This window comes from Flavobacterium sp. J49 (assembly GCF_011742145.1).
Classification (GTDB): domain Bacteria; phylum Bacteroidota; class Bacteroidia; order Flavobacteriales; family Flavobacteriaceae; genus Flavobacterium.
This window is the reverse complement of sequence record NZ_JAAQQU010000102.1, coordinates 1-26637: the sequence shown is the minus strand read 5'-3', so window position 1 is coordinate 26637 and position 26637 is coordinate 1. Positions and strand designations below refer to the sequence as shown.

The 26637-nt window shown below is 38.3% G+C and carries 26 protein-coding genes; 22 read left to right on the top strand and 4 right to left on the bottom strand.

Annotated features, from left to right (window positions below; genetic code table 11):
• On the top strand, positions 1-1758 hold the full coding sequence (locus HA632_RS05875) for an ABC transporter ATP-binding protein (protein ID WP_176306281.1): 1758 nt from the start codon (positions 1-3) through the stop codon (positions 1756-1758).
• A gap of 70 nt (positions 1759-1828) precedes the next feature.
• Positions 1829-2212 (top strand): PUR family DNA/RNA-binding protein, encoded by a 384-nt coding sequence (locus HA632_RS05870; protein WP_176306280.1) that lies wholly within the window; start codon positions 1829-1831, stop codon positions 2210-2212.
• 319 nt (positions 2213-2531) lie between these two features.
• Here HA632_RS05870 and HA632_RS05865 read toward each other — a convergent pair whose 3' ends face one another.
• Positions 2532-2867 carry a tRNA-binding protein gene (locus HA632_RS05865; protein WP_176306279.1) on the bottom strand — a complete coding sequence of 112 codons (336 nt, stop codon included), beginning with the start codon at positions 2865-2867 and terminating at the stop codon, positions 2532-2534.
• Between the two features lie 137 nt (positions 2868-3004).
• On the opposite strand from HA632_RS05865, the gene HA632_RS05860 reads away from it, so the two are divergent.
• The 3 genes from HA632_RS05860 to HA632_RS05850 all read left to right on the top strand — a co-directional run bounded on the left by HA632_RS05860 (position 3005) and on the right by HA632_RS05850 (position 6570).
• Positions 3005-3898, top strand: a complete 894-nt coding sequence (locus tag HA632_RS05860) for an alpha/beta fold hydrolase (RefSeq protein ID WP_176306278.1) — start codon at positions 3005-3007, stop codon at positions 3896-3898.
• Between the two features lie 145 nt (positions 3899-4043).
• On the top strand, positions 4044-5270 hold the full coding sequence (gene glgA, locus HA632_RS05855) for a glycogen synthase (protein ID WP_176306277.1): 1227 nt from the start codon (positions 4044-4046) through the stop codon (positions 5268-5270).
• 25 nt (positions 5271-5295) lie between these two features.
• Positions 5296-6570, top strand: a complete 1275-nt coding sequence (locus tag HA632_RS05850) for a glucose-1-phosphate adenylyltransferase (protein WP_176306276.1) — start codon at positions 5296-5298, stop codon at positions 6568-6570.
• Between the two features lie 37 nt (positions 6571-6607).
• On the opposite strand, the gene HA632_RS05845 is transcribed toward HA632_RS05850, so the two are convergent.
• Entirely contained in the window at positions 6608-6910 is a 303-nt protein-coding gene (locus HA632_RS05845; RefSeq protein WP_176306275.1) for a cytochrome c, read from the bottom strand.
• 92 nt (positions 6911-7002) lie between these two features.
• Positions 7003-7938: a peptidylprolyl isomerase gene (locus HA632_RS05840; protein WP_176306274.1), complete on the bottom strand. Its 936-nt coding sequence runs from the start codon at positions 7936-7938 to the stop codon at positions 7003-7005.
• 75 nt (positions 7939-8013) lie between these two features.
• Between HA632_RS05840 and HA632_RS05835 the strand changes: the two genes are divergently transcribed.
• The 6 genes from HA632_RS05835 to HA632_RS05810 all read left to right on the top strand — a co-directional run bounded on the left by HA632_RS05835 (position 8014) and on the right by HA632_RS05810 (position 13954).
• A complete protein-coding gene (locus HA632_RS05835; RefSeq protein ID WP_176306273.1) occupies positions 8014-8463 on the top strand; it encodes a DUF1569 domain-containing protein in 450 nt (149 codons plus the stop codon).
• 13 nt (positions 8464-8476) lie between these two features.
• Positions 8477-9277, top strand: a complete 801-nt coding sequence (locus tag HA632_RS05830) for a bifunctional 2-polyprenyl-6-hydroxyphenol methylase/3-demethylubiquinol 3-O-methyltransferase UbiG (protein WP_176306272.1) — start codon at positions 8477-8479, stop codon at positions 9275-9277.
• Between the two features lie 16 nt (positions 9278-9293).
• Positions 9294-9971 carry a tRNA (guanosine(37)-N1)-methyltransferase TrmD gene (trmD, locus tag HA632_RS05825; RefSeq protein ID WP_176306271.1) on the top strand — a complete coding sequence of 226 codons (678 nt, stop codon included), beginning with the start codon at positions 9294-9296 and terminating at the stop codon, positions 9969-9971.
• Positions 9972-9973: 2 nt separating this feature from the next.
• Positions 9974-10981: a Gfo/Idh/MocA family oxidoreductase gene (locus HA632_RS05820; RefSeq protein ID WP_176306270.1), complete on the top strand. Its 1008-nt coding sequence runs from the start codon at positions 9974-9976 to the stop codon at positions 10979-10981.
• 127 nt (positions 10982-11108) lie between these two features.
• The gene (rplS, locus tag HA632_RS05815; RefSeq protein ID WP_171223341.1) at positions 11109-11459 is read left to right on the top strand and encodes a 50S ribosomal protein L19; all 351 of its coding nucleotides are present in this window, start codon (positions 11109-11111) and stop codon (positions 11457-11459) included.
• Between the two features lie 272 nt (positions 11460-11731).
• Positions 11732-13954, top strand: coding sequence for an NADP-dependent isocitrate dehydrogenase (locus HA632_RS05810; protein ID WP_176306269.1), 2223 nt, complete (start codon positions 11732-11734; stop codon positions 13952-13954).
• A 47-nt stretch (positions 13955-14001) separates the two neighbouring features.
• Here HA632_RS05810 and HA632_RS05805 read toward each other — a convergent pair whose 3' ends face one another.
• The gene (locus tag HA632_RS05805; protein WP_176306268.1) at positions 14002-14682 is read right to left on the bottom strand and encodes a hypothetical protein; all 681 of its coding nucleotides are present in this window, start codon (positions 14680-14682) and stop codon (positions 14002-14004) included.
• Between the two features lie 132 nt (positions 14683-14814).
• Between HA632_RS05805 and HA632_RS05800 the strand changes: the two genes are divergently transcribed.
• From HA632_RS05800 to HA632_RS05750, 11 genes are all read left to right on the top strand, one after another.
• Entirely contained in the window at positions 14815-17187 is a 2373-nt protein-coding gene (locus HA632_RS05800; protein ID WP_176306267.1) for a TonB-dependent receptor, read from the top strand.
• 4 nt (positions 17188-17191) lie between these two features.
• Complete coding sequence (locus HA632_RS05795) at positions 17192-18010, top strand: DUF4249 family protein (RefSeq protein ID WP_176306266.1); 819 nt, start codon at positions 17192-17194, stop codon at positions 18008-18010.
• A gap of 86 nt (positions 18011-18096) precedes the next feature.
• A complete protein-coding gene (locus tag HA632_RS05790; protein ID WP_176306265.1) occupies positions 18097-18759 on the top strand; it encodes a thiamine diphosphokinase in 663 nt (220 codons plus the stop codon).
• A 275-nt stretch (positions 18760-19034) separates the two neighbouring features.
• Positions 19035-20000 carry a 23S rRNA (adenine(1618)-N(6))-methyltransferase RlmF gene (rlmF, locus tag HA632_RS05785; RefSeq protein WP_176306264.1) on the top strand — a complete coding sequence of 322 codons (966 nt, stop codon included), beginning with the start codon at positions 19035-19037 and terminating at the stop codon, positions 19998-20000.
• 67 nt (positions 20001-20067) lie between these two features.
• A complete protein-coding gene (locus HA632_RS05780) occupies positions 20068-20439 on the top strand; it encodes a four helix bundle protein (protein ID WP_176306263.1) in 372 nt (123 codons plus the stop codon).
• 38 nt (positions 20440-20477) lie between these two features.
• Complete coding sequence (gene uvrB / locus HA632_RS05775) at positions 20478-22475, top strand: excinuclease ABC subunit UvrB (RefSeq protein ID WP_176306262.1); 1998 nt, start codon at positions 20478-20480, stop codon at positions 22473-22475.
• 5 nt (positions 22476-22480) lie between these two features.
• The gene (locus tag HA632_RS05770; protein ID WP_176306261.1) at positions 22481-23314 is read left to right on the top strand and encodes a hypothetical protein; all 834 of its coding nucleotides are present in this window, start codon (positions 22481-22483) and stop codon (positions 23312-23314) included.
• Positions 23315-23481: 167 nt separating this feature from the next.
• Positions 23482-23898, top strand: a complete 417-nt coding sequence (locus tag HA632_RS05765; protein ID WP_176306260.1) for a DUF3788 family protein — start codon at positions 23482-23484, stop codon at positions 23896-23898.
• A 247-nt stretch (positions 23899-24145) separates the two neighbouring features.
• Complete coding sequence (gene xerA, locus HA632_RS05760; RefSeq protein ID WP_176306259.1) at positions 24146-25189, top strand: site-specific tyrosine recombinase/integron integrase; 1044 nt, start codon at positions 24146-24148, stop codon at positions 25187-25189.
• Between the two features lie 153 nt (positions 25190-25342).
• Positions 25343-25870: a hypothetical protein gene (locus tag HA632_RS05755; RefSeq protein ID WP_176306258.1), complete on the top strand. Its 528-nt coding sequence runs from the start codon at positions 25343-25345 to the stop codon at positions 25868-25870.
• A gap of 123 nt (positions 25871-25993) precedes the next feature.
• Positions 25994-26500: a YegJ family protein gene (locus HA632_RS05750; RefSeq protein ID WP_176306257.1), complete on the top strand. Its 507-nt coding sequence runs from the start codon at positions 25994-25996 to the stop codon at positions 26498-26500.
• Positions 26501-26637 lie beyond the last annotated feature (137 nt).

Genomic DNA, 26637 nt, shown 5'->3' with positions numbered 1-26637 from the left:
ATGAAAGAACTTCAATATTTAAACAAATATTTTGTCAAATACAAATTCCATTTTTTATTAGGAATTTTAATCACTATTGTAGCACAAATATTCTCTCTTTTCACTCCGAAGCTCATCAGTCAGTCATTTCAAGCGATTGAAGATTTTCACAGCAACAAGATGACGGCCGAAATGATTAAAGCCGAATTGGTTGAAAACGTCCTTTGGATTGTGGGCACGACTTTGATTGCCGGAGTTTTAACCTTCCTGATGCGCCAAACCTTAATTGTAATGTCGCGCCACGTAGAGTTTGATTTAAAGAATGAAGTCTTCAAACACTACGAAGTGTTAGACCAGAATTTCTACAAACGCAACCGAACGGGAGATTTAATGAACCGTATCAGCGAGGACGTTGGTAAAGTGCGTATGTACGTTGGGCCGGCTGTAATGTACACCATTAACACCTTTATCCGATTTACCGTCGTGATTATTTACATGTATAATGTATCGCCGTTATTGACCTTGTACACCATTTTACCCTTACCTATTTTATCGTTTATCATTTTCAGATTGAGCACTGAAATCAACAAACGCAGCACGACTTTCCAACAGTATTTATCCAAAATTTCAAGCTTTACCCAAGAAATTTTCTCCGGAATTCGAGTAGTGAAAGCTTATGCCTTGGAAAAACAGTACCAAGAAGAGATTGTTGATTTGGCCAAGGAAAGTAAAACCAAGAGCATGAGTTTGGCGCGAGTACAATCGCTTTTCGGTCCGCTGATGATTGCGCTGATTGGTGTGAGCAACTTGGTCGTGATTTATTTTGGCGGATTGATGTATGTGGAAGGAACCATAAAAAGCATCGGAACCATTGCTGAATTTATTCTTTATGTCAACATGCTCACTTGGCCTGTGGCTTCTATCGGTTGGGTTTCGTCTTTGGTACAAGAAGCTGAAGCGTCGCAAAAAAGAATCAACGAATTTCTCAAAATTGAACCGGAGATAAAAAACAAAGCGACCGAAAACACCAATATACATGGAGAAATCGAGTTCAAAAACGTGACTTTCACTTATGAAGATACGGAAATCACAGCGCTGAAAAACATTTCATTCAAAGTTAAAAAAGGAGAAACATTAGCCATTTTAGGCCAAACCGGCGCCGGAAAATCGAGCATTCTTTCATTGATTACCAGAATGTACGATATCAAAGAGGGTCAAATTACCATTGACGGTTCTGCCATAGACAAAGTTAATTTATACGATTTGCGCAACAGCATCGGTATAGTGCCACAAGATGCGTTTTTGTTTTCAGACACCATTAAAAACAACATCAAATTTGGCAAGGAAGATGCTACTGATGACGAAGTGATAACGGCTGCCAAGAAAGCAGTAGTTCACGACAACATTATGAATTTCAATGCCCAATACGAAACCATTTTGGGCGAACGAGGCATCACGCTTTCGGGTGGACAAAAACAACGGGTTTCCATCGCCCGAGCGATTATCAAAGATCCGGAGATATTGTTGTTTGACGACTGTTTATCGGCTGTAGACACCGAAACCGAAGAACAAATTCTCAATAATCTTTTGGAAATTTCCAAGGACAAAACCACGATTATTGTGAGTCACAGGGTTTCTTCGGCCAAGAATGCCGACAAAATCATCATCATCGAAGAGGGCGAAATCATACAAGAAGGTTCTCATAATCAATTAGTAAACCAACCGGGGTATTACGCCGAGTTGTACTTAAAACAACTTTCGGAAAAAGAATTAAATTAATTGTTGTTTGGTAACAAAAATTTTACCATTTTTGAACTGTATAGAAACATTATTAATTGACTGAAAGAATATGAGAGAAAATGATATGTTAGAAAAAGATGAGATTTTTTCTAAAGTTTTAAGAGCGGGAAGAAGAACGTATTTCTTCGATGTGAGAGCCACCAAAGCAGATGATTACTACATTACCATTACCGAAAGCAAAAAGTTTACTGAAGAAGACGGTTCATTTCACTTCAAAAAACACAAAATTTATTTATACAAAGAAGACTTTGCTGCTTTCACTGATATTTTAGAAGAAATGACCGCTTACGTTTTGAACCACAAAGGCGAAGAAGTAATTTCAGAAAGACACCAAAAAGACTTCAAAAGAGAATACCAACAAGAAACTGCCGAAGAAGAAACCAAAACCACTTCAGAAAAGAGTTTCACCGATATTGATTTTGACGATATATAACTAAAAAGTAATTAGTGACTAGTAACTAGTGATTAGTGATAAAAAACAAGTCCGAAGCTGAAAGGTTTTGGACTTTTTAAATTAATTTTATGGAAAAAATTGCAAATTACATCAAGAGGTTTACTGATTTAATGAACAAATACGGAATAGTTTTTCACAGCATAAGCATTGTGTTTTGGATTTGGATACTAAATTTAAACTTGAATAATCCTGACAAGGAAAACACTCCATTAAAAGTTTCATTTTATATTACCATTGTTTTTATCATTCTCTCTGCTTTCAATTTGTTTATTAGCATCAAAAGAAAATTAAAAAAAAACTAACCAATACGCAAACCATTCTCAACTTTTAAATCGGAAGTCAATAAGACGATATCATTATCTGCTCCTACCGAACCCAAAACCAAGCATTCACTCATAAAATTGCCAATTTGCTTTTTGGGAAAATTGACTACAGCCACTATTTGTTTGCCTACTAAATCTTCTTTAGAGTATCTTTTGGTAAGTTGTGCTGAAGATTTCTTGATACCGATTTCATCTCCAAAATCAATCACCAACTGATAAGCCGGTTTTCGGGCTTGTGGGAAGTCATTCGCTTCAATTATTGTTCCGATACGCATTTCCGTTTTTTCAAACTCTGACCAAGTAAGTTCCATAATCTCATTTTTAATGAAGGAAACAAACCTAAGAATTATAAAAACATGTTCTCTAATTCTATAACGGATTTTTTTAGTTCAAGCCGTAATTTTATCTATCAAAATTTGAGCAAAATCCAATATAAAACCCCATTAAAATGAGAGAATATCAAGTAGACCAAGAACCGGAATTAAGAGAAACCAACTTCATGGCAAAAGAAAATTCAACCGATAAATATATCGAAACTGCTCCCAATATAAAACTGTATGTCAAAGATTACGGTCACGGAAAACCGGTGATATTAATTCATGGCTGGCCACTGTCTAACGAGATGTGGGAATATCAAATCGAGGCTTTGGTTGAAAACGGCTATAGAGTGATTGCCTATGACCGCCGTGGTTTTGGGAAATCATCCCAACCCTGGAATGGCTATAATTATGATACCTTAACAGATGATTTAAAAGCCATCATTGACCAATTAGGACTCACAGATATTACGCTGATTGGATTTTCCATGGGCGGTGGCGAAGTAGTTCGTTATTTTAGTCGCTATGGCGGAAAAAATGTTTCCAAAGCCGTCTTGATTTCCTCCGTCACTCCATTCAGATTGTGGACTCAAGACAATCCCGATGGTAATCTTCCTGAAAAAAACGAAGCCACTGCAACCAAAATCAAAGAAGACCGAATTGATTTCCTCGATGGTTTCGGAAAGACATTCTTTGGCGTAAGTATGCTGACCAACCCTTTGAGTTCTTCCTTGTTGGATTATTTCAAAATGTTGTGCTCTTTGGCATCACCGCATGCAACTTTAGAATGTGCCAAAGCGTTTTCGATTACCGATTTTCGAAACGAAATGGCTGCGGTAAATGTTCCCACTTTAATCATACACGGCGATGAAGATGAGATTGTTCCGATTGAAGTTTCCTCTGAAAAATCGGCCGCGATGATTGCCGATAATAAATTTATAGTTTATGAAGAAGCGCCACACGGTCTCTTTTATACTGAACGAGAGCGATTAAACAAAGACTTGATTGAGTTCTTAAACACTTAATTAAAAAAAATCCGGAATGCGGTTCAAAATGCACTTCGGATTTTTTATTTATCAAATCGTATGGTTTTTATATAGTACTGTTAATCTAAAAGTTGAATATATTTTATACATTTAAGTTTTAATAAATTACACAAAGGCTTACAGTATGAAAATTGCCCTGTTTACCAATGAGTTTCCTCCCAATATTTACGGCGGTGCCGGAGTACATATAGATTTTTTGAGTCAGGAATTGGCCCAATTAAGTGAAGTAGAAGTGCGCTGTTTTGGCAATCAAGAAGAAACTACTGCGTCAATGCATGTTCTCGGAATCCAATCTTCTTTAACCCAACCCGAGGACAACAACAATCCGCATATTAAGATGTTCCACAATTTGAGCAAAAATGTCGAAATGTCGCAGCACACTTTACAAGCCGATATCATTCATTGCCATACTTGGTACACCCATTTGGCCGGAATCTTTTCAAGAGAGTTATTGCAATGCCCTTTAATCTTAACCACACACAGCTTGGAAACGCATCGACCATGGAAAGTAGAGCAACTGGGTAATGGCTATTTTTTGTCCCGCTGGATTGAGCATCATGCTTACAATACCGCAGACGGAATCATAGCGGTAAGCGAACAAATGAAAAAAGACGTCATCGAAGCTTATGGTGTTTTACCCGAAAAAGTAACGGTCATCCACAACGGTATTGACCCTGATTTTTATGCCCCCACTTTCGATAATGATTTATTAAAAGAATATGGTATCAATCCCAACATTCCGTTTGTACTTTTTGTAGGCAGAATTACGCGTCAAAAAGGAATTTCGCAATTGATAGCCGCGGCCAAATATTTCGATGAAAATTGTCAAATTGTTCTCTGTGCCGGCGCACCGGACACCCCTGAAATTGCCAAAGAAACCGAAGCATTAATAGCCGATTTGAAATCGAAAAGAAACGGTGTTATTTTGATTTCAGAAATGTTGCCGCGCGAGAAGGTCAAAGTGCTTTACAGTCACGCCCGCGTTTTTGCCTGTCCGTCATTATACGAACCTTTCGGCATCATCAATCTCGAAGCGCTATCGTGTGAAACACCCGTCGTTGGAAGTGAGGTTGGTGGTATTCCGGAGATTATAGTCGAAGGCGAAACGGGATACTTAATAGCACTCGAAAGCATTTCCCGAACGGATTTCAATCCAAAATACCCTGAAGTTTTTCAGAAAAATTTTGCTGCTAAAGTCAATCTGTTGTTAAACGATGAAACTTTGGCTACCCAAATGGGCAAAGCCGGAAGACAAAGAGTTTTGGATAAATTCAGTTGGGCTGCCATCGCCAAAACAACTTATACTTATTACGAAGAAGTCATCAACCGATTTGAAAAAGAAAAAGCCTAAAAGTTAACAACGAAACAATAGCATCATGATTAATAAAAGCACACTAGCCATTATTTTAGGTGGCGGACAAGGATCAAGATTGGCACCATTAACCCAAACCCGTTCCAAACCGGCCGTTCCGATTGCGGGAAAGTACCGCTTGGTAGACATTCCGATTTCCAATTGTATCAATTCCGATATCAAAAGGATGTTTGTGTTGACCCAATTCAATTCGGCTTCTCTAAACCAGCACATCAAAAACACTTACCACTTTAGCCATTTCAGCACGGCCTTTGTAGATATTTTGGCTGCAGAACAAACACCTGACAACATAACTTGGTTTCAAGGCACAGCAGATGCGGTTCGCCAGTGCATGCATCACTTTATGAACCATGAATTTGATTATGCTTTGATATTATCGGGTGACCAACTGTACCAAATGGATTTTAACGAAATGATCAAAGCGCATCACGAAGCCGGCGCAGCCATTTCGATTGCTACTTTACCGGTAACGGCAAAAGAAGCTCCTGAATTTGGAATCCTTAAAACCGATGCGGAAAATCATATCACCTCTTTTATAGAAAAACCTAATGCTAGTTTGCTGCCCGATTGGGCTTCAGAAGTAAGCGAAGAATCGCAAGCCGAAGGCAAACACTATTTGGCTTCGATGGGGATTTATATTTTTAATAAAGACCTGTTGGTTGACCTGATGAAAAATCCTGACACCAAAGATTTTGGCAAAGAAATCATTCCTCAAGCCATTGGCAAACATAAAATACTCAGCTACCAGTATGAAGGTTATTGGACCGATATTGGTAACATTGACTCGTTCTTTGAAGCCAATTTAGGCTTAACCGATGACATTCCGAAGTTCAATCTTTTCGATAATTCGAGTAAAATTTATACCCGCGCCAGGGTATTACCGCCTTCCAAAATTACCGGCGCTTCCACTGTTGACAAATCTGTCATTGCAGAAGGTTGTATTTTGAACGGTGTCACAGTAGAACATTCAGTCATAGGCATCAGAAGTCGCGTGGGTTATGGTTCAACAATCCTCAACTCTTATTTAATGGGAAATGATTATTACCAAAATTTAGAAGAAATCAGAACCAACTCGTTGCATGGCATCATTAATATCGGCATAGGCGAAAGATGCTACATTAACAATACCATAGTCGATAAAGACTGCAGAATAGGAAACGATGTAAGACTCAACGGCGGGAAACATTTAGAAGACACCAATACCGATTTATATACTGTAAAAGACGGCATCATCGTCGTCAAAAAAGGCGCTGTCCTTCCGGATGGTTTTGCAGTATAAATAAAAAAAAACACTCTTTCGAGTGTTTTTTTATTTATTATTTCATCGTCAAATAATTGTAGATTTTCTGACCTTGTACTTCATCCAATCGGGCTTTTGGTGCCATTCTCGATACGATTGGTTTCCATTGCTCTGCATTAAAATCGGTTGCTTTATATAGGGAATGGCATTGGGCACAACTGTTTTCATAAAGCGATTTTCCTTCAGCCAGTTCGGCGGTCAAGATTACAGCCGCTTTCACATCCTCTTTTGGTGTTGCCGCAGTCGGTGCACTAGATTTAGAAGCACACGAATAGATAATAGTGGCTAAAACAGCCAAAGCAAGTACTTTATATTTCATAATTTTAAGGTTATTGGTTGAAGTAAATGTAGAAAAAAATCCCAACCGTAAAAGATTGGGATTCTGTTTTAATCAAAACTTAAGTTTTAATATTATCCTTTAACGTCCATCAATTCTACATCAAAAATCAAAGTGGCATCTGGCGGAATAACTCCTCCCGCACCGCTTGAACCGTAACCCAAGTAAGACGGAATCACAAAACGCGCTTTGTCACCCACTTGTAATAAGGCAATTCCTTCGTCCCAACCTTCAATGACATGACCTTTCCCTAAGGGGAATTCGATTGGTTTTTTACGAGGGTAAGAAGAGTCAAAAGTCTTACCGTTTTCCAACTGACCGGTATAGTGAACCGAAACTGTTTTCCCTTTTTCTGCTTGTTTCCCGTTCCCTTTTTGGATGAATTTATAACGCAAACCACTTGCTGTTTTTTCAAAACCGGCAGCTAATTTTTCCATAGCGGCTTCGGCTTGTTTTTTGGCCTCTTCAATTCTTTTGGCACGAGAACCTTCAAAAGTTCTGAAAGACTCAATGGCATTCCATTTTTGAGCCTCATCTCCTACTCTCACGATTTCAAGACTTTCAATGATATCCCCTTGGGCAATTTCGTTTACAATGTCCTGCCCTTCTACTACGTGACCAAAAACGGTATGTTTGTCGTCTAACCAAGTAGTAGGCACATGCGTGATAAAAAATTGAGAACCATTAGTGCCCGGACCGGCATTCGCCATAGATAAAACACCAGGTTTGTCGTGTCTTAAATCAACATGAAATTCATCATCAAAATTATAACCCGGTCCACCCGAGCCGATACCTTGAGGACAACCGCCTTGAATCATAAAATCGGGAATCACTCTGTGGAATTTTAATCCGTCATAATAAGGTTTGCCCATGGGTTTGGCTGAATTCTCTAATTGTCCTTCGGCTAAGCCTACAAAGTTTCCAACCGTTCCCGGCGTCAAATCGTGTGTTAGTTTTACTAAAATTGCACCTTTGGTCGTGTTGAATTTAGCGTATATTCCGTTTTCCATTGTTTGAATTGTTAAAAATGTGGTGCAAAGTTACTACAATATATTGTAAATTTGGTTACCAAAAACAGCAAAACCATGAGTTCTATTTACAACAAAGCCGACAACGATTTAATCATTTCCAGAATCCACCAACTTACACCGGAGAGCAAGGCCTTGTGGGGAAAAATGACTGTAGACCAAATGTTGTCTCACTGCCAAGCTCCTTTGGACTTTGCCTTTGGAAAAATTCCCATGAAAGCCAATTTCCTGATGCGTATGATAGGGAAATTAGTTAGGAATAAAATATTAAGTTCCAAAGAATACAAAAGAAACAGTCCGACTGCTCCGGCTTTTATCCGAAAAGGAACCTATGATTTTGAGCAAGCTAAAAACGGATTAATTGAAAGAATAAACATTTTTTCGGAACAAGGTCAAAACGCTATTAAAACGACCAAACATCCTTTTTTTGGCGAAATGACTTATGAAGAATGGAGTCAAATGCACACCATGCATTTGGACCATCATTTGAGACAATTTGGGGTTTAAAAAAAAGAAAAAAATGAAAGAGTCATCAGATTATATTAGCATCAACAAGGCTACTTGGAACAACAAAACGGATGTTCACATCGCATCAGAGTTTTATGATGTTGAAGGTTTTCTAAAGGGAAAATCAACTTTAAACGACATTGAGTTGTCATTATTGGGTGATGTTACCGGTAAAAAAATATTGCATTTGCAATGTCATTTTGGACAAGACACCATGTCTCTGGCTCGAATGGGTGCTAAAGTTACCGGCTTAGACTTATCAGACAAAGCCATTGAACGGGCACGAGAATTTGCCCAAAAACTAAATCTTGATGCCTCTTTTGTCTGTTGTGATATTTATGAGGCACCGAATTTTATCAACGAAAAATTTGACCTTGTTTTCACTAGTTACGGCACCATCGGTTGGCTACCCGATTTGGGAAAATGGGCGAATGTCATATCGCATTTCTTAAAACCCAACGGTAAATTTATCATGGCCGATTTTCATCCGGTAGTTTGGATGTATGACAACGATTTTAAAGAGGTGTTTTACAGCTATTTCAACATCGAACCCATCATTGAAGAAGAAACAGGAACTTATGCAGACACCGAAGCCGAATTGCATTCAAAAACCGTAGGCTGGAACCATCCGATAAGTGAAATTTTAAATTCTCTATTGCAATCGGGTTTGGAATTGAATCAATTTAATGAATACGATTATTCTCCTTACAATTGCTTTAACCAGACCGAAGAATTTGAAAAAGGAAAGTTCCGAATAAAGCATTTTGAAAACAAAATTCCGATGGTATATTCGATTTTAGCAACTAAAAAGTAAAACTTATCTTTGCCCCATGCGAATAGACATCATTACCATATTACCCGATTTATTGCGAAGTCCATTTGAAGGTTCGATTATGAAACGCGCCATCGATAAAGGATTGGTGGAAGTTCATTTTCACAACCTGAGAGATTATACCACCAACAAGCAAAAAAGCGTAGACGATTATCAATTTGGTGGTGGCGCCGGTATGGTTATGATGATACAGCCTATTGACGATTGCATCACGCATTTGAAAAGCCAGCGCAATTACGACGAAATTATCTACATGTCGCCCGACGGAGAAACTTTGAACCAAAAAATGGCCAATACCATGTCGATGTACGAGAATATTATTATTCTTTGCGGGCATTATAAAGGCGTGGACCAACGCGTTCGCGATCATTTTATTACCAAAGAAATTTCGATAGGCGATTATGTGCTTTCAGGTGGCGAAATTGGCGCGATTGTTTTTTGTGATGCGATAATTCGTTTGATTCCGGGTGTTTTAAGTGATGAAACTTCGGCTTTGACAGATAGTTTTCAGGACAATTTATTATCGGGACCAATATATACCCGACCGGCCGATTACAAAGGCTGGAAAGTTCCGGAAGTGTTGACCAGCGGGCATTTTGCCAAAATTGACAAATGGCGGGAAGATATGGCATATGAGCACACCAAAAATAGGAGACCTGATTTACTCGATGACTAATCATGGAAAAACCAATTGTTACTGCTTTGTTGGCTTATGGGATGTCGGGGAAAGTTTTTCACGCACCATTTTTGGCAACCCATAAAGGTTTCGAATTGTATGCCGTTTTGGAACGAAATATAAAAAAAGCCGCAATCGATTATCCCGAAATTATCAGTTATTCAACTATTAACGAACTACTTTCAGATGAAAAAATTGAATTGGTAGTAATCAATACGCCGAATAATACTCATTTCGATTATGCCAAACTAGTTTTAGAAACCGGCAAACACATCTTACTCGAAAAGCCTGCCACATCAACTCCGGAAGAATTTGAAATTCTTTTGGCTTTAGCCGAAAAAGTAAACCGACAAGTATTTGTATATCAAAACCGACGTTGGAGCAGCGATATTACTTCAGCCAAAAACATTATTAATTCCGGAAAACTGGGTGATATTGTTGAAATGCATTTGAGATTCGACCGTTACCGTCCAAACATTGGTGCCAAAACTTTTAAAGAAACTCCAATTCCGAGTAGCGGCATTTGGTATGATTTGGGTTCGCACCTGATTGACCAAGCCATTGCTATTTTTGGGAAACCGGTCAGCCATTACCGTTATAAAAATAGCTATCGCGAAAACTCTTTGGTCGATGATTTTGCGTTTATGCATATTGTTTTCCCAAATAAAGTCAATGTTTTTATTACCACTAATATGTTGGTTACCGATGCCCAAGCCGGCATTATCATTCATGGAACTAAAGGCAGTTACATCAAAGAATTCTGTGACGAGCAAGAAGACCAACTGATTCAGGGCATGTTACCAACGGATGCTGAATTTGGAATCGAGAAACCCAACCGCGAAGGCAAGCTGACTTACTACAGCAATCAGGAAAAAATAACCGAAATCATTCCTTCGCTCAAAGGCAATTTCAACGGATTGTTTGACGCTTTATACGAAAGTATTCGAAACAAAAAACCCTTTCCTGTTGACAATGAGCAGATTATATCGCAATTAAAATTACTTGTTTGATTGAAAATAATTCGTAATTCGTAATTTGTAATTCGTAATTCTTTTATATATTTGCACCCACATTTGACTAACCTCTGGCGAAAACCGTGAATGTTGCTCAGATTTCAAACCATAATAGTTTTTAAAAATGGCAAATTTAGTAGATTTCGTTAACAACGAATTATCAACAAAAAAAGATTTCCCTGCATTCGGAGCCGGTGATACCATCACTGTTTACTACGAAATTAAAGAGGGTGAAAAAACAAGAACTCAGTTTTTCAAAGGAGTTGTAATCCAAAGAAAAGGAGCAGGATTGACTGAAACTTTTACAATCCGTAAAATGTCTGGTGCAGTTGGTGTAGAGCGTATCTTCCCAGTAAACATGCCGGCTTTGCAAAAAGTTGAAGTAAACCAAAGAGGTAAAGTTAGAAGAGCTCGTATCTACTACTTTAGAGAACTTACTGGTAAAAAAGCAAAAATCAAAGAAAGAAGAAGATAATTCTAAACTTTGTACTTATAAAAACGCCTCGATTGTATCGGGGCTTTTTTATGTTTAAAATTTAACCTGAAAATTTATCATTTTGCCAAAAAAAGTTCGTCAGATTATCATTTTACTAATTTAAACCTTTCAAATTGTCAATTTGATAATTCAATCGATTTCGCTCAAAACCAATGGAGCTTAATCGTGATTTACTTATATTTGCTTGCTTCAAAATGAGCACTTTCAATCAAATACAACACAAACAAACCATACGAATAAAAAATAGCACAATGACACAAAAATCCAAAATCCACTACACGCTTACCGATGAGGCACCGATGTTGGCCACACATTCATTTTTGCCCATAGTACAAGCCTTTACAGCTCCTGCCAATATTGACATCGAACTAAGAGACATATCACTTGCCGGCAGAATATTAGCCAATTTCCCCGCTTATTTAAAAGAAGACCAAAAAGTAAGCGACGCTTTGGCTGAGTTAGGTCAGTTGGCCACCACTCCTGAAGCCAATATCATAAAACTACCCAACGTTTCGGCTTCTATTCCACAGTTGACTGACGCTATCGCCGAGTTACAAGCGCATGGTTATGCAGTTCCGAATTATCCGGACAATCCTAAAAATGACGAAGAAAAAGCGATTAAAACGGCCTATGCTAAAGTATTAGGTTCAGCAGTTAATCCGGTTTTGCGTGAAGGAAACTCTGATCGTAGAGCGCCAAAAGCAGTTAAAAACTATGCCAAAGCCAACCCTCATTCCATGGGAGCTTGGTCTAAAGATTCTAAAACCAAAGTGGCCTTTATGACCGAAGGTGATTTCTACGGCACTGAAAAATCGGTTACGGTAGACAATGCGGCTCAATTCAAAATTGAATTCATCGGCAAAGACGGTTCAACTAAAGAATTAAAAGGATTAGGCGCTTTAAAAGCAGGCGAAGTAATTGATTCTTCGGTGATGAATTTAAATGCCTTAAAAGCTTTTGTTTCCAAAACCATAGAAGAAGCCAAAGCAGCCGGTGTTTTATTATCCGCTCACTTAAAAGCCACGATGATGAAAGTGTCCGACCCGATTATTTTCGGAGCGATGGTGGAAGTTTATTTCAAAGATGTTTTTGCCAAATATGGAGCCGTTTTCAAATCATTAGGTTACAAAGCCGATAATGGTTTAGGTGATTTATATGTAAAAATTGCTGGCCATCCGCAAGAAGCCGAAATCACTGCAGCCATTGAATCGGCGATTGCCAACGGACCTGCGTTAGCTATGGTGAATTCTGACAAAGGAATCACCAACTTCCATGTACCTTCAGATGTAATCGTTGATGCTTCAATGCCGGCAATGATCCGTACTTCGGGGCAAATGTGGAACAAAGAAGGCAAAGCCCAAGATACTTTTGCTTTAATTCCGGACCGTTGTTATGCCGGTCTTTATGTGGCCACGATTGAAGATTGTAAAACCAACGGCGCTTTAGACCCAAGAACCATGGGTTCTGTTCCCAATGTTGGTTTGATGGCGCAAAAAGCAGAAGAATACGGCTCTCACGACAAAACTTTCCAAGCCGAAGCTGACGGAACTATCCGAGTTGTTGATGCTGACGGAAAAGTATTCATGGAACAAGCGGTAGAAGCCGGTGACATTTTCAGAATGTGCCAAACCAAAGATGCGCCTATCCAAGACTGGGTTAAATTGGCCGTAAACAGAGCGCGTTTATCAGCAACACCCGCCATTTTCTGGTTGGATGAAAACAGAGCACACGATAGAGAAATTATCAAAAAAGTAAATTTATATTTAAAAGATTACGATACTGCAGGATCAGATATCCGCATCATGAATCCGATTGACGCAACAAAATTGACTTTAGACAGAATTCGCAAAGGATTAGACACTATTTCCGTTACCGGAAACGTATTGCGTGATTATTTAACCGATTTGTTTCCTATCTTAGAGGTTGGGACTTCGGCCAAAATGTTATCTATCGTTCCGTTGATGAATGGCGGTGGCTTATTCGAAACCGGTGCCGGTGGATCTGCACCAAAACACATCGAACAATTTATCGAAGAAGGTTATTTGCGTTGGGATTCGTTAGGCGAGTTCTTGGCATTGGGCGCTTCATTGGAACATTTGGCCCAAACACAAAACAACCCAAAAGCAATGGTTTTAGCAGAAGCATTAGACGTAGCCACCGAGAAATTCTTAGCCACCGACAAATCTCCTGCGCGTAAAGTGGGGCAAATTGACAACAGAGGCTCACACTTTTACTTGGCCATGTATTGGGCGGAAGCTTTGGCAGCACAAACTAAGGATGCCGAATTACAAGCTAAGTTTACTGAAATTGCAGGCGAATTAAACGCTAACGAAACTCAAATTAATGAAGAATTAATCGGAGCGCAAGGAAAACCACAACAGATTGGTGGTTACTACCAACCTTCAAAAGAACTGACGGAAAAGGCAATGCGTCCGAGTCAGACCTTTAATAGTATTTTATCAAAATTAGTGTAATACTGCGTTATACCCATAAAAAAAGCGACCTGAATGGGTCGCTTTTTTTATTTCTGTTCTTCTAATGTTCCGTCATCTTTTAGGATAACCAACTTGGCTTTGACACCGGTGGTCAGGTTCCATTTATTGGTAGTAATCATCCCTTTCTTTTGGTCGTAAATTACAAACTGCGCGGTATTGGGTCCGGATTCTCCTTGGTTTAAAGCTTCTATTTCTATTTTGTTGATGCCTTCGTTTAGGTCTAAATAAACTTCTTTAAAGCTAACTTCCAACAATATCGCATCGACTGCAATTCTATCATTGAGCCAAATCCTAACCAAATCTCCATCGGGTGCTTCGTGGTCTCTACAAGCAATGCTTATGATCTTGGTTCCGGTTTTGAATTGACCCAAAAAACTATCGCTTTTGAATTTTTCCAGAATTTCGCCATCGCTACTTTTCTTATTCATTTTATCGGTGTACTGCTTTGAGGCATCTGCAAATTTTTCCTTCTCCATGATACTCTTTTCTTCTTCCGGCTTCTTCTTGAGCAAGGAAACACTTTCCAACAGTTTGTCCTTTTTATCAAAAATGCTGGGATAGGTAAATGATTTGGAAGAAGTTGGCGCCACCTGACCTGAAGAATTGGTAACCGGCGCTATTTTCAAAGTCTTTTTTGGTGTTTCAAATTGTGAAAAACCTTTAAAACTAAAAACGAGTAAAAACAATAAAGCAAAAACTGACTTCATTACAACTGATTTTTTTTGCATTGAAAATAACAACTAACGGATTTTTGATCCCAAATTAACCAAACCTTAACAAATGATTAGGAATAAAAACCCAATTTTATTAAGAATTTTGTAATTACAAAAGCCAAATTTATGCCAAAAAATATTTTAACTTCTATATTTTTAATATTATTAACGTTTTCGCTTTACTCACAAGAGAAATTCACGCTTAGCGGCCTAGTTTCCGACGGAAAAAATAAGGAAACGCTTATAGGGGTTTCGCTCTACATTACCGAAACAAAAACCAGCCTGACTACAAACGAATATGGTTTTTATTCCATCACGCTTCCCAAAGGAAACTATACTTTATCGATTAGTTATGTTGGTTACCAAACTCTTCAAGAAAAGATTGAACTTGCCAAAGACACCAAAAGGAACTTTTTAATTACAGAAACCAGTCAACAGCTTGACGAAGTGGTAATTGTTCAAAACAACAAACGTATTGACATTAGGAAACCTGAAATGAGCGTCAACAAACTCACCATTCAGGAAATCAAAGAAATGCCGGTGATTTTTGGAGAAGTCGATGTGATTAAATCTATCCTCACGCTTCCCGGTGTGACCAATGCCGGTGAAGGACAATCGGGCTTTAATGTTCGTGGCGGCGGCGCAGATCAAAATTTAGTATTATTGGATGAAGCCACTATCTACAACTCTTCTCACCTCTTTGGTTTGTTCTCGGTTTTCAATCCGGATGCGATTAAAGATTTGAAACTTTATAAAGGCGGAATACCCGCAAGATATGGTGGCAGATTGTCCTCTATCCTAGATATTTACCAAAAAGAAGGCAACAAAAATGACTTTCACATGAACGGTGGCATCGGTTTAATTTCGAGTCGTATTTTGGCCGAAGGACCAATTGTAAAAGATAAAGGCTCGTTTGTTGTTGCCGGAAGAGCTTCTTATGCGCACCTCTTTTTGAAATTGTTCGACAATCCGAATTTGGCTTACTTCTATGATTTGAATACCAAACTAAGTTATTCCATCAACGAAAAAAACAACGTATATCTTTCGGGTTATTTTGGCAGAGATGTGTTTCAATTGAACAATAGTTTTGTCAATACGTATGGCAATGCGGTAATTAATTTCCGTTGGAATCATCTGTTTTCGGATAAATTATTTTCCAACATGTCACTGATTTATTCTGATTATTACTATGGTCTTCGATTGGATTTCATCGGCTTTAATTGGGATAGCGGCATCAAAAACTACAATTTCAAATACGATTTCAAACACTATTTAACCGATAAGTTCAAACTGACTTACGGTTTACAATCCAATTATTATGACTTTAATCCGGGTAAAATTGAACCTACTGGTGAAGAATCAGGAATTAATCCCGACCAATTGGACAAAAAATATGCCTTAGAGAATGCCGTTTATTTAGACGCCGAACACCAAATCACTAAGAATCTCGCGCTTTCTTACGGACTTAGATTTAGTAATTTTCTGCGATTAGGACAACAGACCTTGAATACTTATGCCAATAACCAACCGGTGATTTTTAATAGCGAATTTCAAATTTATGAAAGCGCTGAACCTATCGGAACGGTGAGTTACGGCAAAAATGAGACGATAGCGCAGTTCAATAATCTTGAACCTCGTTTTTCTGTGGCTTATACGCTGAATGATGACCAATCAATTAAAGCGAGCTACAACCGAATGACCCAATATTTGCATTTGATTTCGAATACACAATCGCCAACACCTTTAGATGTTTGGGCACCAAGCGACCAATACCTGAAACCGCAAAATTTGGATCAATACGCTTTGGGATACTTTCAAAATTTAAAGGATGATTTGTATTCGCTTGAGGTCGAAACTTTCTTCAAGAAAATTAAAAACCGTGTAGATTATATCGACGGCGCTAATCTGATTGCCAACGAAGCCATTGAAAGAGTCGTTTTAAACGGCAGAGCCAGAGCTTATGGTATGGAAGTTTTGTTCCGAAAAAACTCGGGGCAATTCAAGGGTTGGGTTTCTTATACTTTATCCAGAACAGAACAACAAGTAGTTGGCAGAACACCTGAAGAAACCGGTATCAACAACGGAGATTGGTACAAAACCGGTTTTGACAAAACACACAATTTAGCCATCGTGGGCAATTATAAACTGAATGAAAAATGGCGCTTTAGTTCCAATTTTATTCTGCAAACCGGACAACCCGTAACTTTCCCAACAGGACAATATGAATACCAAGGCATCACGGTACCGATTTTCAGTGCCAGAAACGAAAACAATTTACCGATGTACCATCGCTTAGATGTTTCGGCGACTTTGACTCCGCGAAAAAACAAAGGCAGAAAATGGCAAGCCGAATGGGTTTTTGGTATTTACAACATTTACAACCGACAAAATGCCGCTTCAATTACATTCAGACAAAACCAAGAAACGGGTTCTAATGAAGCGCTTCGTTTGTCTATTTTCGGGATTGTGCCAAGTGCTACTTATAACATTAAATTCTAAATTTATGAAAAAGATATTATTCAGTTTATCCTTAGTTCTTTTTGCTTTCACATCATGCGAAAAAGTGATTGATGTTGACTTGTCGACTTCCGAACCAAGATTGGTCATTGAAGCCTCGATTCAATGGTTAAACGGAACTTCGGGCAATGAACAAATCGTAAAACTTTCGACCACGACCGATTATTTCAATAACGAAATTCCGCCCGTGACGGATGCTGTAGTGTATATTACCAACAGTGCCAATGAAGTATTTAATTTTACCCAAGACACCGAACCGGGCATTTATAAATGTCTCAACTTTAATCCTGTAGTTGATGAAACTTACACCTTAACCGTTATCTATGAAGGCGAAACCTATACGTCAACCGAAAAATTATTAAATACGCCAACCGTAACCCATGTAGAACAAGACGATGAAGGTGGTATTTTGGGCAACGAAATTGAAGTGAAATTCTTTTTTAACGACTTGGTTAATGAAACCAATCATTATTTGGTCAGAATTGACGACCCATATAAAGTGATACCGGAATATGGCGTCATAGAAGACCGTTTTTTTCAAAACAATGAAATGTTCGGGCTTTACTTCAGCGAAGATTTGAAACCCGGTGATACTTTGAAATTTACCTTAAACGGTGTTACTTTAAACTATTACAATTATATGGATATTTTATTGGAACAAACCGGTAGCAACAGCATGGGACCATTTTCAACCCCAACAGCAACCGTTAGAGGTAATATTATCAATCAAACCAACTTTGACAATTACGCTTTAGGCTATTTTCGCCTGAGCAAAACAGAGGTTTCGGAATATATCATTCAATAAAAGTACGAAGGACAAAGTGCGAAGTAAGAAGTGTTTTAATTACTTTTACCACTTCGTACTTCCAACTTTTAACTTCAAACTTAAAAATGTCATCACACCACATCGTTCGCGACGACCAGGAACCGGCTTTAATCATTGCCAATGGCGAAATGTGCAGTCAAGAATTGTTAGGCCAACTGCTAGAATGGTCGCCATTAGTGATTGTATTAGATTCGGCTATTGAACGCGTGTTGGAATTGGGGATAAAAGTCGATGTATTGTTAGGCGATTTTGACCGCGGTTTTGATCCGGAATATTACAAGGAAAAACAATACCCGATTGAAATTGTTTACGCACCCAACCAAGACAAAACTGATTTGGAAAAAGCCTTTGATTATTTAATCGAAAAAGGACACCAAGCGGCCAATGTCATTTGGGCCACCGGAAGACGAGCTGACCATACGATTACCAATTTAACCAACATCGTTGCTTACCGAAATAAATTAAAAGTCGTGATTCTAGACGACCATTCGAAAGTGTTTTTGTTGCCCAATACTTTTGAAAAATGGTACACCGCCAACACGATTCTTTCTTTGATTCCGATTGGAAAAGTGAGTGGCATTTCGACTCAAAATCTTTTTTATTCCTTAAACAATGAAGATTTAACCATCGGTTACCGAACCGGAAGCAGTAATCATGTTACCGCAGACGGCATCGTCACCATCACCCACACCGAGGGCGATTTATTGCTGATGGAATGTTGGGACTAAAAGAATCAAACCACGAATTCGCAGATTAAAACATATAATACCTAATTAATAATTCGCGAATTTGCGGTAATTATTTTAAACTAAAACAGCCTTTGAAAACTCAAAATAGCTCAGAAAAAATAAACTTCCATCCCAGAAATCCACACCGAGGGCGATTTATTGCTTATGGATTGTTGGGACTAAAAGAATCAAACCACGAATTCGCAGATTAAAACATATAATACCTAATTAATAATTCGCGAATTTGCGGTAATTATTTTAAATTAAAACAGCCTTTGAAAACTCAAAATAGCTCAGAAAAAACAACTTTACATCCCAGAAATCAGCACCGATTTCGGTATGACTTTGATGTCTTGATTAAAGCTAATCCGGATTTAAAAAACTTTGTTCATACTAACGAACATCGGGTTGGCTCGAGCGAAAGCGAACTGGCGAAGCAAACCATTGATTTCAGTAATCCGGAAGCGGTAAAAGCCTTGAACAAAGCTTTATTGATTTCAAACTACGACATTCAAAACTGGGATATTCCGACGAACTATCTTTGTCCGCCCATTCCCGGAAGAGCGGATTACATTCACTACATCGCAGATTTATTGGCCACAACCAACAACGGAGTCATTCCCGAAGGTGAAAATGTGATTGGTTTAGATATTGGGATTGGTGCCAATTGCATTTATCCCATCATTGGCAATAGTGCTTATGGTTGGAGTTTTGTGGGAACCGACATCGATGAAAAAGCACTTCAAAACTGCAAGAAAATCATCGCTGATAATCCGAAATTGATTGACGTTATCAGTCTGCAATTGCAAGTGGAGCCGAGATTTATTTTCAAAAATATCATTTTACCCGAAGACAAATTTGCCTTCACCATTTGCAATCCGCCGTTTCACAACTCAGCCGAAGAAGCGGCGAAAAGTGCGTTGCGAAAAGTGAATACTTTAAGTAATGAAAAAACTTCAAAAGCGACTTTAAACTTCGGCGGCCAAAATGCAGAATTGTGGTGTAGCGGCGGCGAAATCGGTTTTATCACCCAAATGATTTATGAAAGTGCCAAATATCCGCTGCAATGTTTGTGGTTTACGACTTTGGTCTCCAAAAAAGACAATCTGAAAAGCATATACAAAACGCTAGGAAAAGTAGGTGCTGCCGATATTAAAACCATCGACATGGCACAAGGCCAAAAGATTAGCCGATTGGTAGCCTGGACATTTTTGACCAAAAAACAACAGCAAATATTTTAAAAGTACGAAGTACGAAGTGGGAAGTACGAAGTGAGAAGTGGTAAGTAGAAATTTTAATTTTATATCTATGACAAATGATTTGAAACAAAGAACGAAAAAGTTTGCTTTGGATTGTTGGATACTATGTTCAAAATTACCAAAGACGAGAGAGTACAATGCCTATATCAATCAATTAATCAGAAGTTCAAGCTCAGTCGGAGCCAATTACAGAGCGTCACAACGGGCTAAATCATCTGCAGATTTTTTAAACAAACTCAAAATTGTTGAAGAAGAAATTGATGAAAGCGATTATTTTTTAGAGTTACTTTTTGAGGTTTGTCAAATGAAAAAGTTAAATTTAGAAGCTGTTTTTCAACCTTTAATGAAAGAGGCAAAAGAATTAACAGCCATTATTGTTGAGGCCATAAAAACAACAAAAAGTAATATTCAAACCAAATAAAACTTCGTACTTTGTACTTCGTAAATCGTACTTAAAAGATGAAATTCCAAGTCGTATCCGAATACCAACCTACCGGCGATCAACCCCAAGCGATTGACAAACTTGTCAAAGGCATTGTTAGTGGTGAAAAATACCAAACCCTTTTGGGTGTAACCGGTTCGGGAAAGACCTTTACTATGGCCAATGTGATTCAGGAAGTGGAGAAACCGACTTTGGTTTTGGCACACAATAAAACCCTGGCTGCACAGTTGTATTCTGAGTTTAAGCAATTTTTCCCTAACAATTCGGTGCAGTATTTTGTATCCTATTACGACTATTACCAACCCGAAGCCTACATTCCGGTTACCGGTGTTTTTATCGAAAAAGATTTGTCTATCAATGACGAATTAGAGAAACTGCGTTTGAGCACTACTTCTGCCCTATTATCAGGCCGACGTGATGTGTTAGTAGTTGCTTCGGTTTCGTGTTTGTACGGTATCGGAAATCCGGTGGAGTTTCAAAAGAATGTGATTTCAATTGACAAAGGCCAAATCATTTCACGCACCAAATTATTACATCGTTTGGTCCAAAGTTTATACTCGAGAACCGAAGTAGAATTCACTCCGGGAACCTTCAGAATCAAAGGCGACACCGTGGAAATCTTCCCGAGTTATGCCGATGAACCGTTTCGTGTGCATTTCTTTGGTGACGAAATTGAAGACATTGAAGCCTTCGACCCTAAGACTTCCAAAGTTTTTGAACGCTACGAAAAACTGAATATTTATCCCGCCAATATGTTTGTAACGTCGCCTGATGTTTTACAAGCGGCGATTTGGGATATCCAACAAGATTTGGTGAAACAAGTCGATTATTTTAAAGAAATCGGTAAACATCTCGAAGCCAAACGCTTGGAAGAACGCACCAATTTCGATTTAGAAATGATACGCGAATTAGGCTATTGTTCCGGCATTGAAAATTATTCGCGCTACTTAGACCGCCGTCTTCCGGGCACGCGACCGTTCTGTTTGCTTGATTATTTTCCGGATGATTACTTAATGGTAGTCGACGAAAGTCACGTAACGATTTCGCAAGTTCACGCCATGTACGGCGGTGACCGAAGTCGGAAAGAAAATTTGGTGGAATACGGTTTCCGATTGCCCGCTGCTATGGACAACCGTCCGCTAAAGTTTGAGGAATTTGAAAGCATGCAAAACCAAGTGGTTTATGTTTCGGCGACGCCTGCAGATTATGAATTACAAAAGTCTGAAGGCATTTATGTAGAGCAAGTCATTCGCCCAACGGGTTTATTAGACCCGATTATTGAAGTGCGGCCGAGTTTGAACCAAATTGACGATTTAATCGAAGAAATTCAGCAACGTTGTGAAGTCGATGAACGGGTTTTGGTCACCACTTTAACCAAAAGAATGGCGGAAGAACTGACGAAATATTTAACCAAAGTTTCCATTCGCTGTCGCTATATTCACTCGGATGTGGATACTTTGGAACGCGTGGAGATTATGCAGGATTTGCGCAAAGGTTTATTCGATGTGTTGATTGGCGTAAACTTATTGCGCGAAGGATTGGATTTACCCGAAGTATCTTTGGTCGCGATTTTGGATGCTGATAAAGAAGGTTTCTTGCGCAGTCATCGTTCGTTGACCCAAACGGTAGGTCGTGCCGCACGAAACGTGAACGGAAAAGCGATTATGTATGCAGATAAAATCACGGCTTCAATGCAGAAAACCATAGACGAAACCAATTACCGTCGCGGCAAGCAAATGGATTATAACACGCTTCACGGTTTGGAACCGAAAGCTTTGAACAAAAGTTTGGGCAATGCTTTGAGCGGCAATTCGGTTTCGACCCAATATTTTGAAGACAAAGTTGCCAAAGCCGCCGAGCCGGAAAGTCTGTATCTATCCAAATCCGAAATCGAAAAGAAAATCCGTGAAGCCCGAAAAGCCATGGAAAAAGCGGCCAAAGATTTAGACTTCATGCAAGCCGCCAAATATCGTGATGAAATTCAGGCGTTGCAAAGTAAACTATCAATAACATAAGAATTATGGTAAAACAATTCTCTTTAATCCTCATTCTAATCGCCTGCAATATTTCCGCTCAGGAAACAACAAAGCCAGAAACCAAAAAGAAAAACACAATTTCTATTGAGTTTTATCAACCCATTCAAAATTCACTTAGGGAGTTTTATAATGATGATTGGTTATTGTCCACTTATCCAACCGAAAGGAACAATTATTCAAGAAATTCGTTTTCAAATGCTTTTGGAATTAGCTTCGAAAGGATTAAAAATGACGTTGTTTTCCGGACAAGATTGGGAATTACTATAAGAGAAGTTAAGGAGCATCAGGATTTTGAGTACATCAATACCAATGAGAATACCAAAATAAATCTAAATCAAAACTACCACTATAGCCAGAACCATATCAATGTTTTTGTAGGTATTGCGAAGCGCATCCATTTGGCCAATAATTTTGATTTTGACTTTGGAATTGACCTGGCTTCTGTTTATTATTTGGAAGGAAGTGGAGATTATGATTACGATTCTCATATCACAAACTTGATTGACAACAGCACCTTTTCCCATCAAATTATAACTGTTGACGACAGGATTGGGAAGATTTATGGTTTTGGATTGGGTCCGGTTTTTAAACCACAATATGCCATTACTAAAAATTTAGTGGTTGCAGCTGAACTCCAGGTGTATTTTATGAAGACATTTACAAACGACAAATCGACCCGAGTTGAAACTTCAGAGTATTATGTACCTTCTCAAGACTATTATGAACATGCTAAATTATATGGCGATATAAATTATGACGTCAATCAGTGGAATTGGACAAAAGTATCACCTCTAATCAGAATTGGATATCAATTTTAAAGCTTAGCAATTCAAGTATTCTTGAAATATTTTTAGCAAAACCAAGCAGAAATTATCTAGACAGAAGTTTTTTAGAGTAAACAACATTGCTTAATCAATAACGAACTTAATGCCGCCAAATACCGCGATGAAATTCAGGCGTTGCAAAACAAATTGGCCACTGTGTAATGAAAAGTATTTTCACCCAAAAATCGGAAATCCCAACCATAACCCAACTTCAAGAAGCTTTGGGCGAGACCTATGTGTATTGGCAAACTTTTGCGGAGCACACCAAAAAATTATATCCTAATGCTATCGAAGAATGGTCTTTTGCCAGTGAAAAATTCGGTTGGAGTTTTAGAATTAAGGATAAAAAAAGAATCATCATTTACCTATTGCCCCGTGATAAATTCTTTAAAGTAGCTTTTGTATTTGGCCAAAAAGCCACCGATACCATCCTGGAAAGCGACATTGCCGATGCTATCAAAAACGAACTTCAAGCAGCCAAAGTTTATGCGGAAGGTCGTGGCATTAGAATAGACATCAAAGAGGCAAAAACTACCGAAGACATCCTAAAATTGATTGCGATAAAAATAGCGCATTGATTTTTCGCCCCAAAACCAATTTTAGAGCATTTCCAAGCCTTGCCAGCCTAAGAACGAGCTTCGGACTGTTTCGAATGCTTTTCGGACTATTCATTTTACTTTTCGGACAACCATTTATGGCTTTCGGAACGGTAAAAGAGCGCTTCGGATGACTTTTGGTACTTTTTTATAAAAGAAAAAATAACTTACAATTTTAAAACATTCTATTCCATTTTATTGTATCTTTATTCCTATTTAATTTCTGTTTATGAAATGGAGTGCCAAAATAGTAAAGTACAAAGGCGAAATGCGTATTGGTGTTTGGTTTGAAAAAGACGAGACTCTAATTACCTGGATTAAAAGTTTTTCCGGTGCGCGATGGAGTCAAACGAATGGGTATTGGCACTTGCCCGACACGGAGGAGAACCGAAAACAATTGGGACTGCGGACATTGACCGAACTCTCGCCCAATGCAGAAGGTTTGAGGAGTTTGGAAAATTTCAAGCGCTGGCTTCGATCAAAACGGTACAGCGAAAATACGCTTGCGGTTTATATGGATGCGGCGAAATCCTTTTTGGTTTTCTTCAATCAAAAACGTCCTTCTGATATTACCAATGACGACGTTATTTTATACAATAACGAATACATTTTAAAGAACAATCTTTCGGCTTCCTATCAGAACCAAGTGGTGAGTGCGATTAAGTTGTTTTTCAGCACGGTTCAGGATCGGAAAATTGAGATTGAAAGTATCCATCGACCGAAGCGTGCCAAAGTATTGCCCAATGTTTTGAGCAAAGAAGAAGTCAAACAAATTTTGGAAGCGCATGGCAACATTAAGCACAGAGCGATGTTGTGCTTGATTTACAGTTGCGGTTTGCGAAGAAAGGAACTGCTTACCTTAAAGCTTAGCGACATCGATTCGAAGCGGAATATTGTAAAAATCATACAAGCCAAGGGTAACAAGGACAGAATAGCACCATTGAGTCCGAGGGTTTTGGATTTGTTACGGGATTATTACAAATGTTACAAGCCCAAGATTTGGTTGTTTGAAGGACAAGTGAAAGGCGAACAATACTCGGAGCAGAGTTTGCAATCAACCTTTAAACAAGCTTTACAAAAAGCAGGCATCACAAAACCGGCCACACTTCACTGGTTGCGTCACAGTTATGCTACCCATTTGTTGGAAAGTGGCACGGATTTGCGTTACATACAGGAATTATTGGGACACAGCCGAAGCAAAACCACGGAAATCTACACGCATGTAAGTACTAAAAGTTTACAACAAATTAAGAGTCCGTTTGATGATTTGTAATATTTTTAATATATTAGCCAAAGCAAACCATAAGTATGACACCACTCATACCTATACCACCCAATTTGGACGGATAAGTATGATTTGTTTATACATATAAGCTAGTTAGCGGTAATTTTTTCCATCTTAACAACATTTGCAATAAATACACCAATGAAAAACCTATTTGTGTTATTAATGGTTATTACAATTATCAGTTGTAACAATTCGACGGAAAAACCTGTTGCAAAGAAACCCTTAGCCAAAAAAGAAGAAAACCAACGTTATTTCAGTTTGGAAAAAGTTTCGGAATTGAAAAAAAGATGCGTTGAAAATGGTGACTTTGAAGCATTTGGAAACTTAGTAGATCATTATGGTAACACTCGATTTGAATATTATGAATTGTTACCTGTAGCTATTATAATGGCAGACAAATATAATTGCGACAATGCTCGTGTAGTAATTTACTTTTGGTTTTTAGATACTCAAAATAAAGGAAGAGATGAAAAGCAGTTTTTTAAACTCGATAAAAGCAAGCAAGATTTTATTTTAAAATATTTAATGGACGGTGCAAAAAATAAAAATCCAGGTTGTTTGGGAATTTTAGACAGATTACTAAAAAATGGCCTGAAAATGGAAAGTGAAAAAGAAAAGGAAATTAAGGAACTGTATAAAAAAACTACCGCTAACAGCAGTTTGTAACAATTGCTAAGCTTGGGTTTTTCCCGAATTTTCTTCGAAAATTCAAAAAGTAATTTTAACTTTGGTAACATCAGTAATTAATCGTCGCAACTGTTACAAGCTGCGGAACGTTATAAGCCATTTATGAAAAATCTGCATACAAGAATATTAATATTAATAATCGCAATTAGCGTTCTTAGTTGTAATTCAAAAAACAAAATTGAGCGCGAAAACGAACCGACAATTTATGGCGTCCAAAGTGACGACGCTGAAATGAATATGGCAATTGAAACCGCCAAAAAAACTTTAGATAGTTTTGATTATGCAGTAAAAAATAACAGCCGTGTTTTCACATACTTTGGTTTGAAAAAACGTTTTGTCGAAAATGAAACCGCAGAACATATTTGGGTTGACTATGTTAGCGTGGAAAATGGAAAGTATATTGGCGTTGTAAATAATCTACCGGAAAAAATTAAAGGAATTAAAGTTGGTGACACCGTAGAAATTAATAAAAATGAAGTTAGTGATTGGATGTTTGTGAAAGGTTCAAAATTACACGGCGGATATACAATTAGATTATTAAGAAACAGAATGACAGAATCTGAAAGGGAAAACTTTGACAAAGAAAGTGGCTTAATAATAACTGAATAAACGGCTTATAACAGCAGTTTGCAACAATTGCGTGGCTTGGGATTATCCCGAGTTTTCTCCGAAAACTCAAAAAGGAATTTTATATTTGTAATCAACAGTAATAAATCGTCGCAACTGTAGCAATCTGCGGCACGTTA

What these genes read in the sequence shown, in the direction of transcription:
- trmD (WP_176306271.1), top strand. Translation starts at nt 9,294, where the DNA reads ATGCGAATAGACATCATTACCATATTACCCGATTTATTGCGAAGTCCA.
- HA632_RS05845 (WP_176306275.1), bottom strand. Translation starts at nt 6,910, where the DNA reads ATGAAATATAAAGTACTTGCTTTGGCTGTTTTAGCCACTATTATCTAT.
- HA632_RS05865 (WP_176306279.1), bottom strand. Translation starts at nt 2,867, where the DNA reads ATGGAACTTACTTGGTCAGAGTTTGAAAAAACGGAAATGCGTATCGGA.
- HA632_RS05830 (WP_176306272.1), top strand. Translation starts at nt 8,477, where the DNA reads ATGAAAGAGTCATCAGATTATATTAGCATCAACAAGGCTACTTGGAAC.
- rplS (WP_171223341.1), top strand. Translation starts at nt 11,109, where the DNA reads ATGGCAAATTTAGTAGATTTCGTTAACAACGAATTATCAACAAAAAAA.
- xerA (WP_176306259.1), top strand. Translation starts at nt 24,146, where the DNA reads ATGAAATGGAGTGCCAAAATAGTAAAGTACAAAGGCGAAATGCGTATT.
- HA632_RS05805 (WP_176306268.1), bottom strand. Translation starts at nt 14,682, where the DNA reads ATGAAGTCAGTTTTTGCTTTATTGTTTTTACTCGTTTTTAGTTTTAAA.
- HA632_RS05820 (WP_176306270.1), top strand. Translation starts at nt 9,974, where the DNA reads ATGGAAAAACCAATTGTTACTGCTTTGTTGGCTTATGGGATGTCGGGG.
- HA632_RS05800 (WP_176306267.1), top strand. Translation starts at nt 14,815, where the DNA reads ATGCCAAAAAATATTTTAACTTCTATATTTTTAATATTATTAACGTTT.
- HA632_RS05850 (WP_176306276.1), top strand. Translation starts at nt 5,296, where the DNA reads ATGATTAATAAAAGCACACTAGCCATTATTTTAGGTGGCGGACAAGGA.
- uvrB (WP_176306262.1), top strand. Translation starts at nt 20,478, where the DNA reads ATGAAATTCCAAGTCGTATCCGAATACCAACCTACCGGCGATCAACCC.
- HA632_RS05860 (WP_176306278.1), top strand. Translation starts at nt 3,005, where the DNA reads ATGAGAGAATATCAAGTAGACCAAGAACCGGAATTAAGAGAAACCAAC.
- HA632_RS05780 (WP_176306263.1), top strand. Translation starts at nt 20,068, where the DNA reads ATGACAAATGATTTGAAACAAAGAACGAAAAAGTTTGCTTTGGATTGT.
- HA632_RS05795 (WP_176306266.1), top strand. Translation starts at nt 17,192, where the DNA reads ATGAAAAAGATATTATTCAGTTTATCCTTAGTTCTTTTTGCTTTCACA.
- HA632_RS05790 (WP_176306265.1), top strand. Translation starts at nt 18,097, where the DNA reads ATGTCATCACACCACATCGTTCGCGACGACCAGGAACCGGCTTTAATC.
- HA632_RS05810 (WP_176306269.1), top strand. Translation starts at nt 11,732, where the DNA reads ATGACACAAAAATCCAAAATCCACTACACGCTTACCGATGAGGCACCG.
- HA632_RS05765 (WP_176306260.1), top strand. Translation starts at nt 23,482, where the DNA reads ATGAAAAGTATTTTCACCCAAAAATCGGAAATCCCAACCATAACCCAA.
- HA632_RS05835 (WP_176306273.1), top strand. Translation starts at nt 8,014, where the DNA reads ATGAGTTCTATTTACAACAAAGCCGACAACGATTTAATCATTTCCAGA.
- HA632_RS05840 (WP_176306274.1), bottom strand. Translation starts at nt 7,938, where the DNA reads ATGGAAAACGGAATATACGCTAAATTCAACACGACCAAAGGTGCAATT.
- HA632_RS05750 (WP_176306257.1), top strand. Translation starts at nt 25,994, where the DNA reads ATGAAAAATCTGCATACAAGAATATTAATATTAATAATCGCAATTAGC.
- HA632_RS05770 (WP_176306261.1), top strand. Translation starts at nt 22,481, where the DNA reads ATGGTAAAACAATTCTCTTTAATCCTCATTCTAATCGCCTGCAATATT.
- HA632_RS05755 (WP_176306258.1), top strand. Translation starts at nt 25,343, where the DNA reads ATGAAAAACCTATTTGTGTTATTAATGGTTATTACAATTATCAGTTGT.
- glgA (WP_176306277.1), top strand. Translation starts at nt 4,044, where the DNA reads ATGAAAATTGCCCTGTTTACCAATGAGTTTCCTCCCAATATTTACGGC.
- HA632_RS05875 (WP_176306281.1), top strand. Translation starts at nt 1, where the DNA reads ATGAAAGAACTTCAATATTTAAACAAATATTTTGTCAAATACAAATTC.
- HA632_RS05870 (WP_176306280.1), top strand. Translation starts at nt 1,829, where the DNA reads ATGAGAGAAAATGATATGTTAGAAAAAGATGAGATTTTTTCTAAAGTT.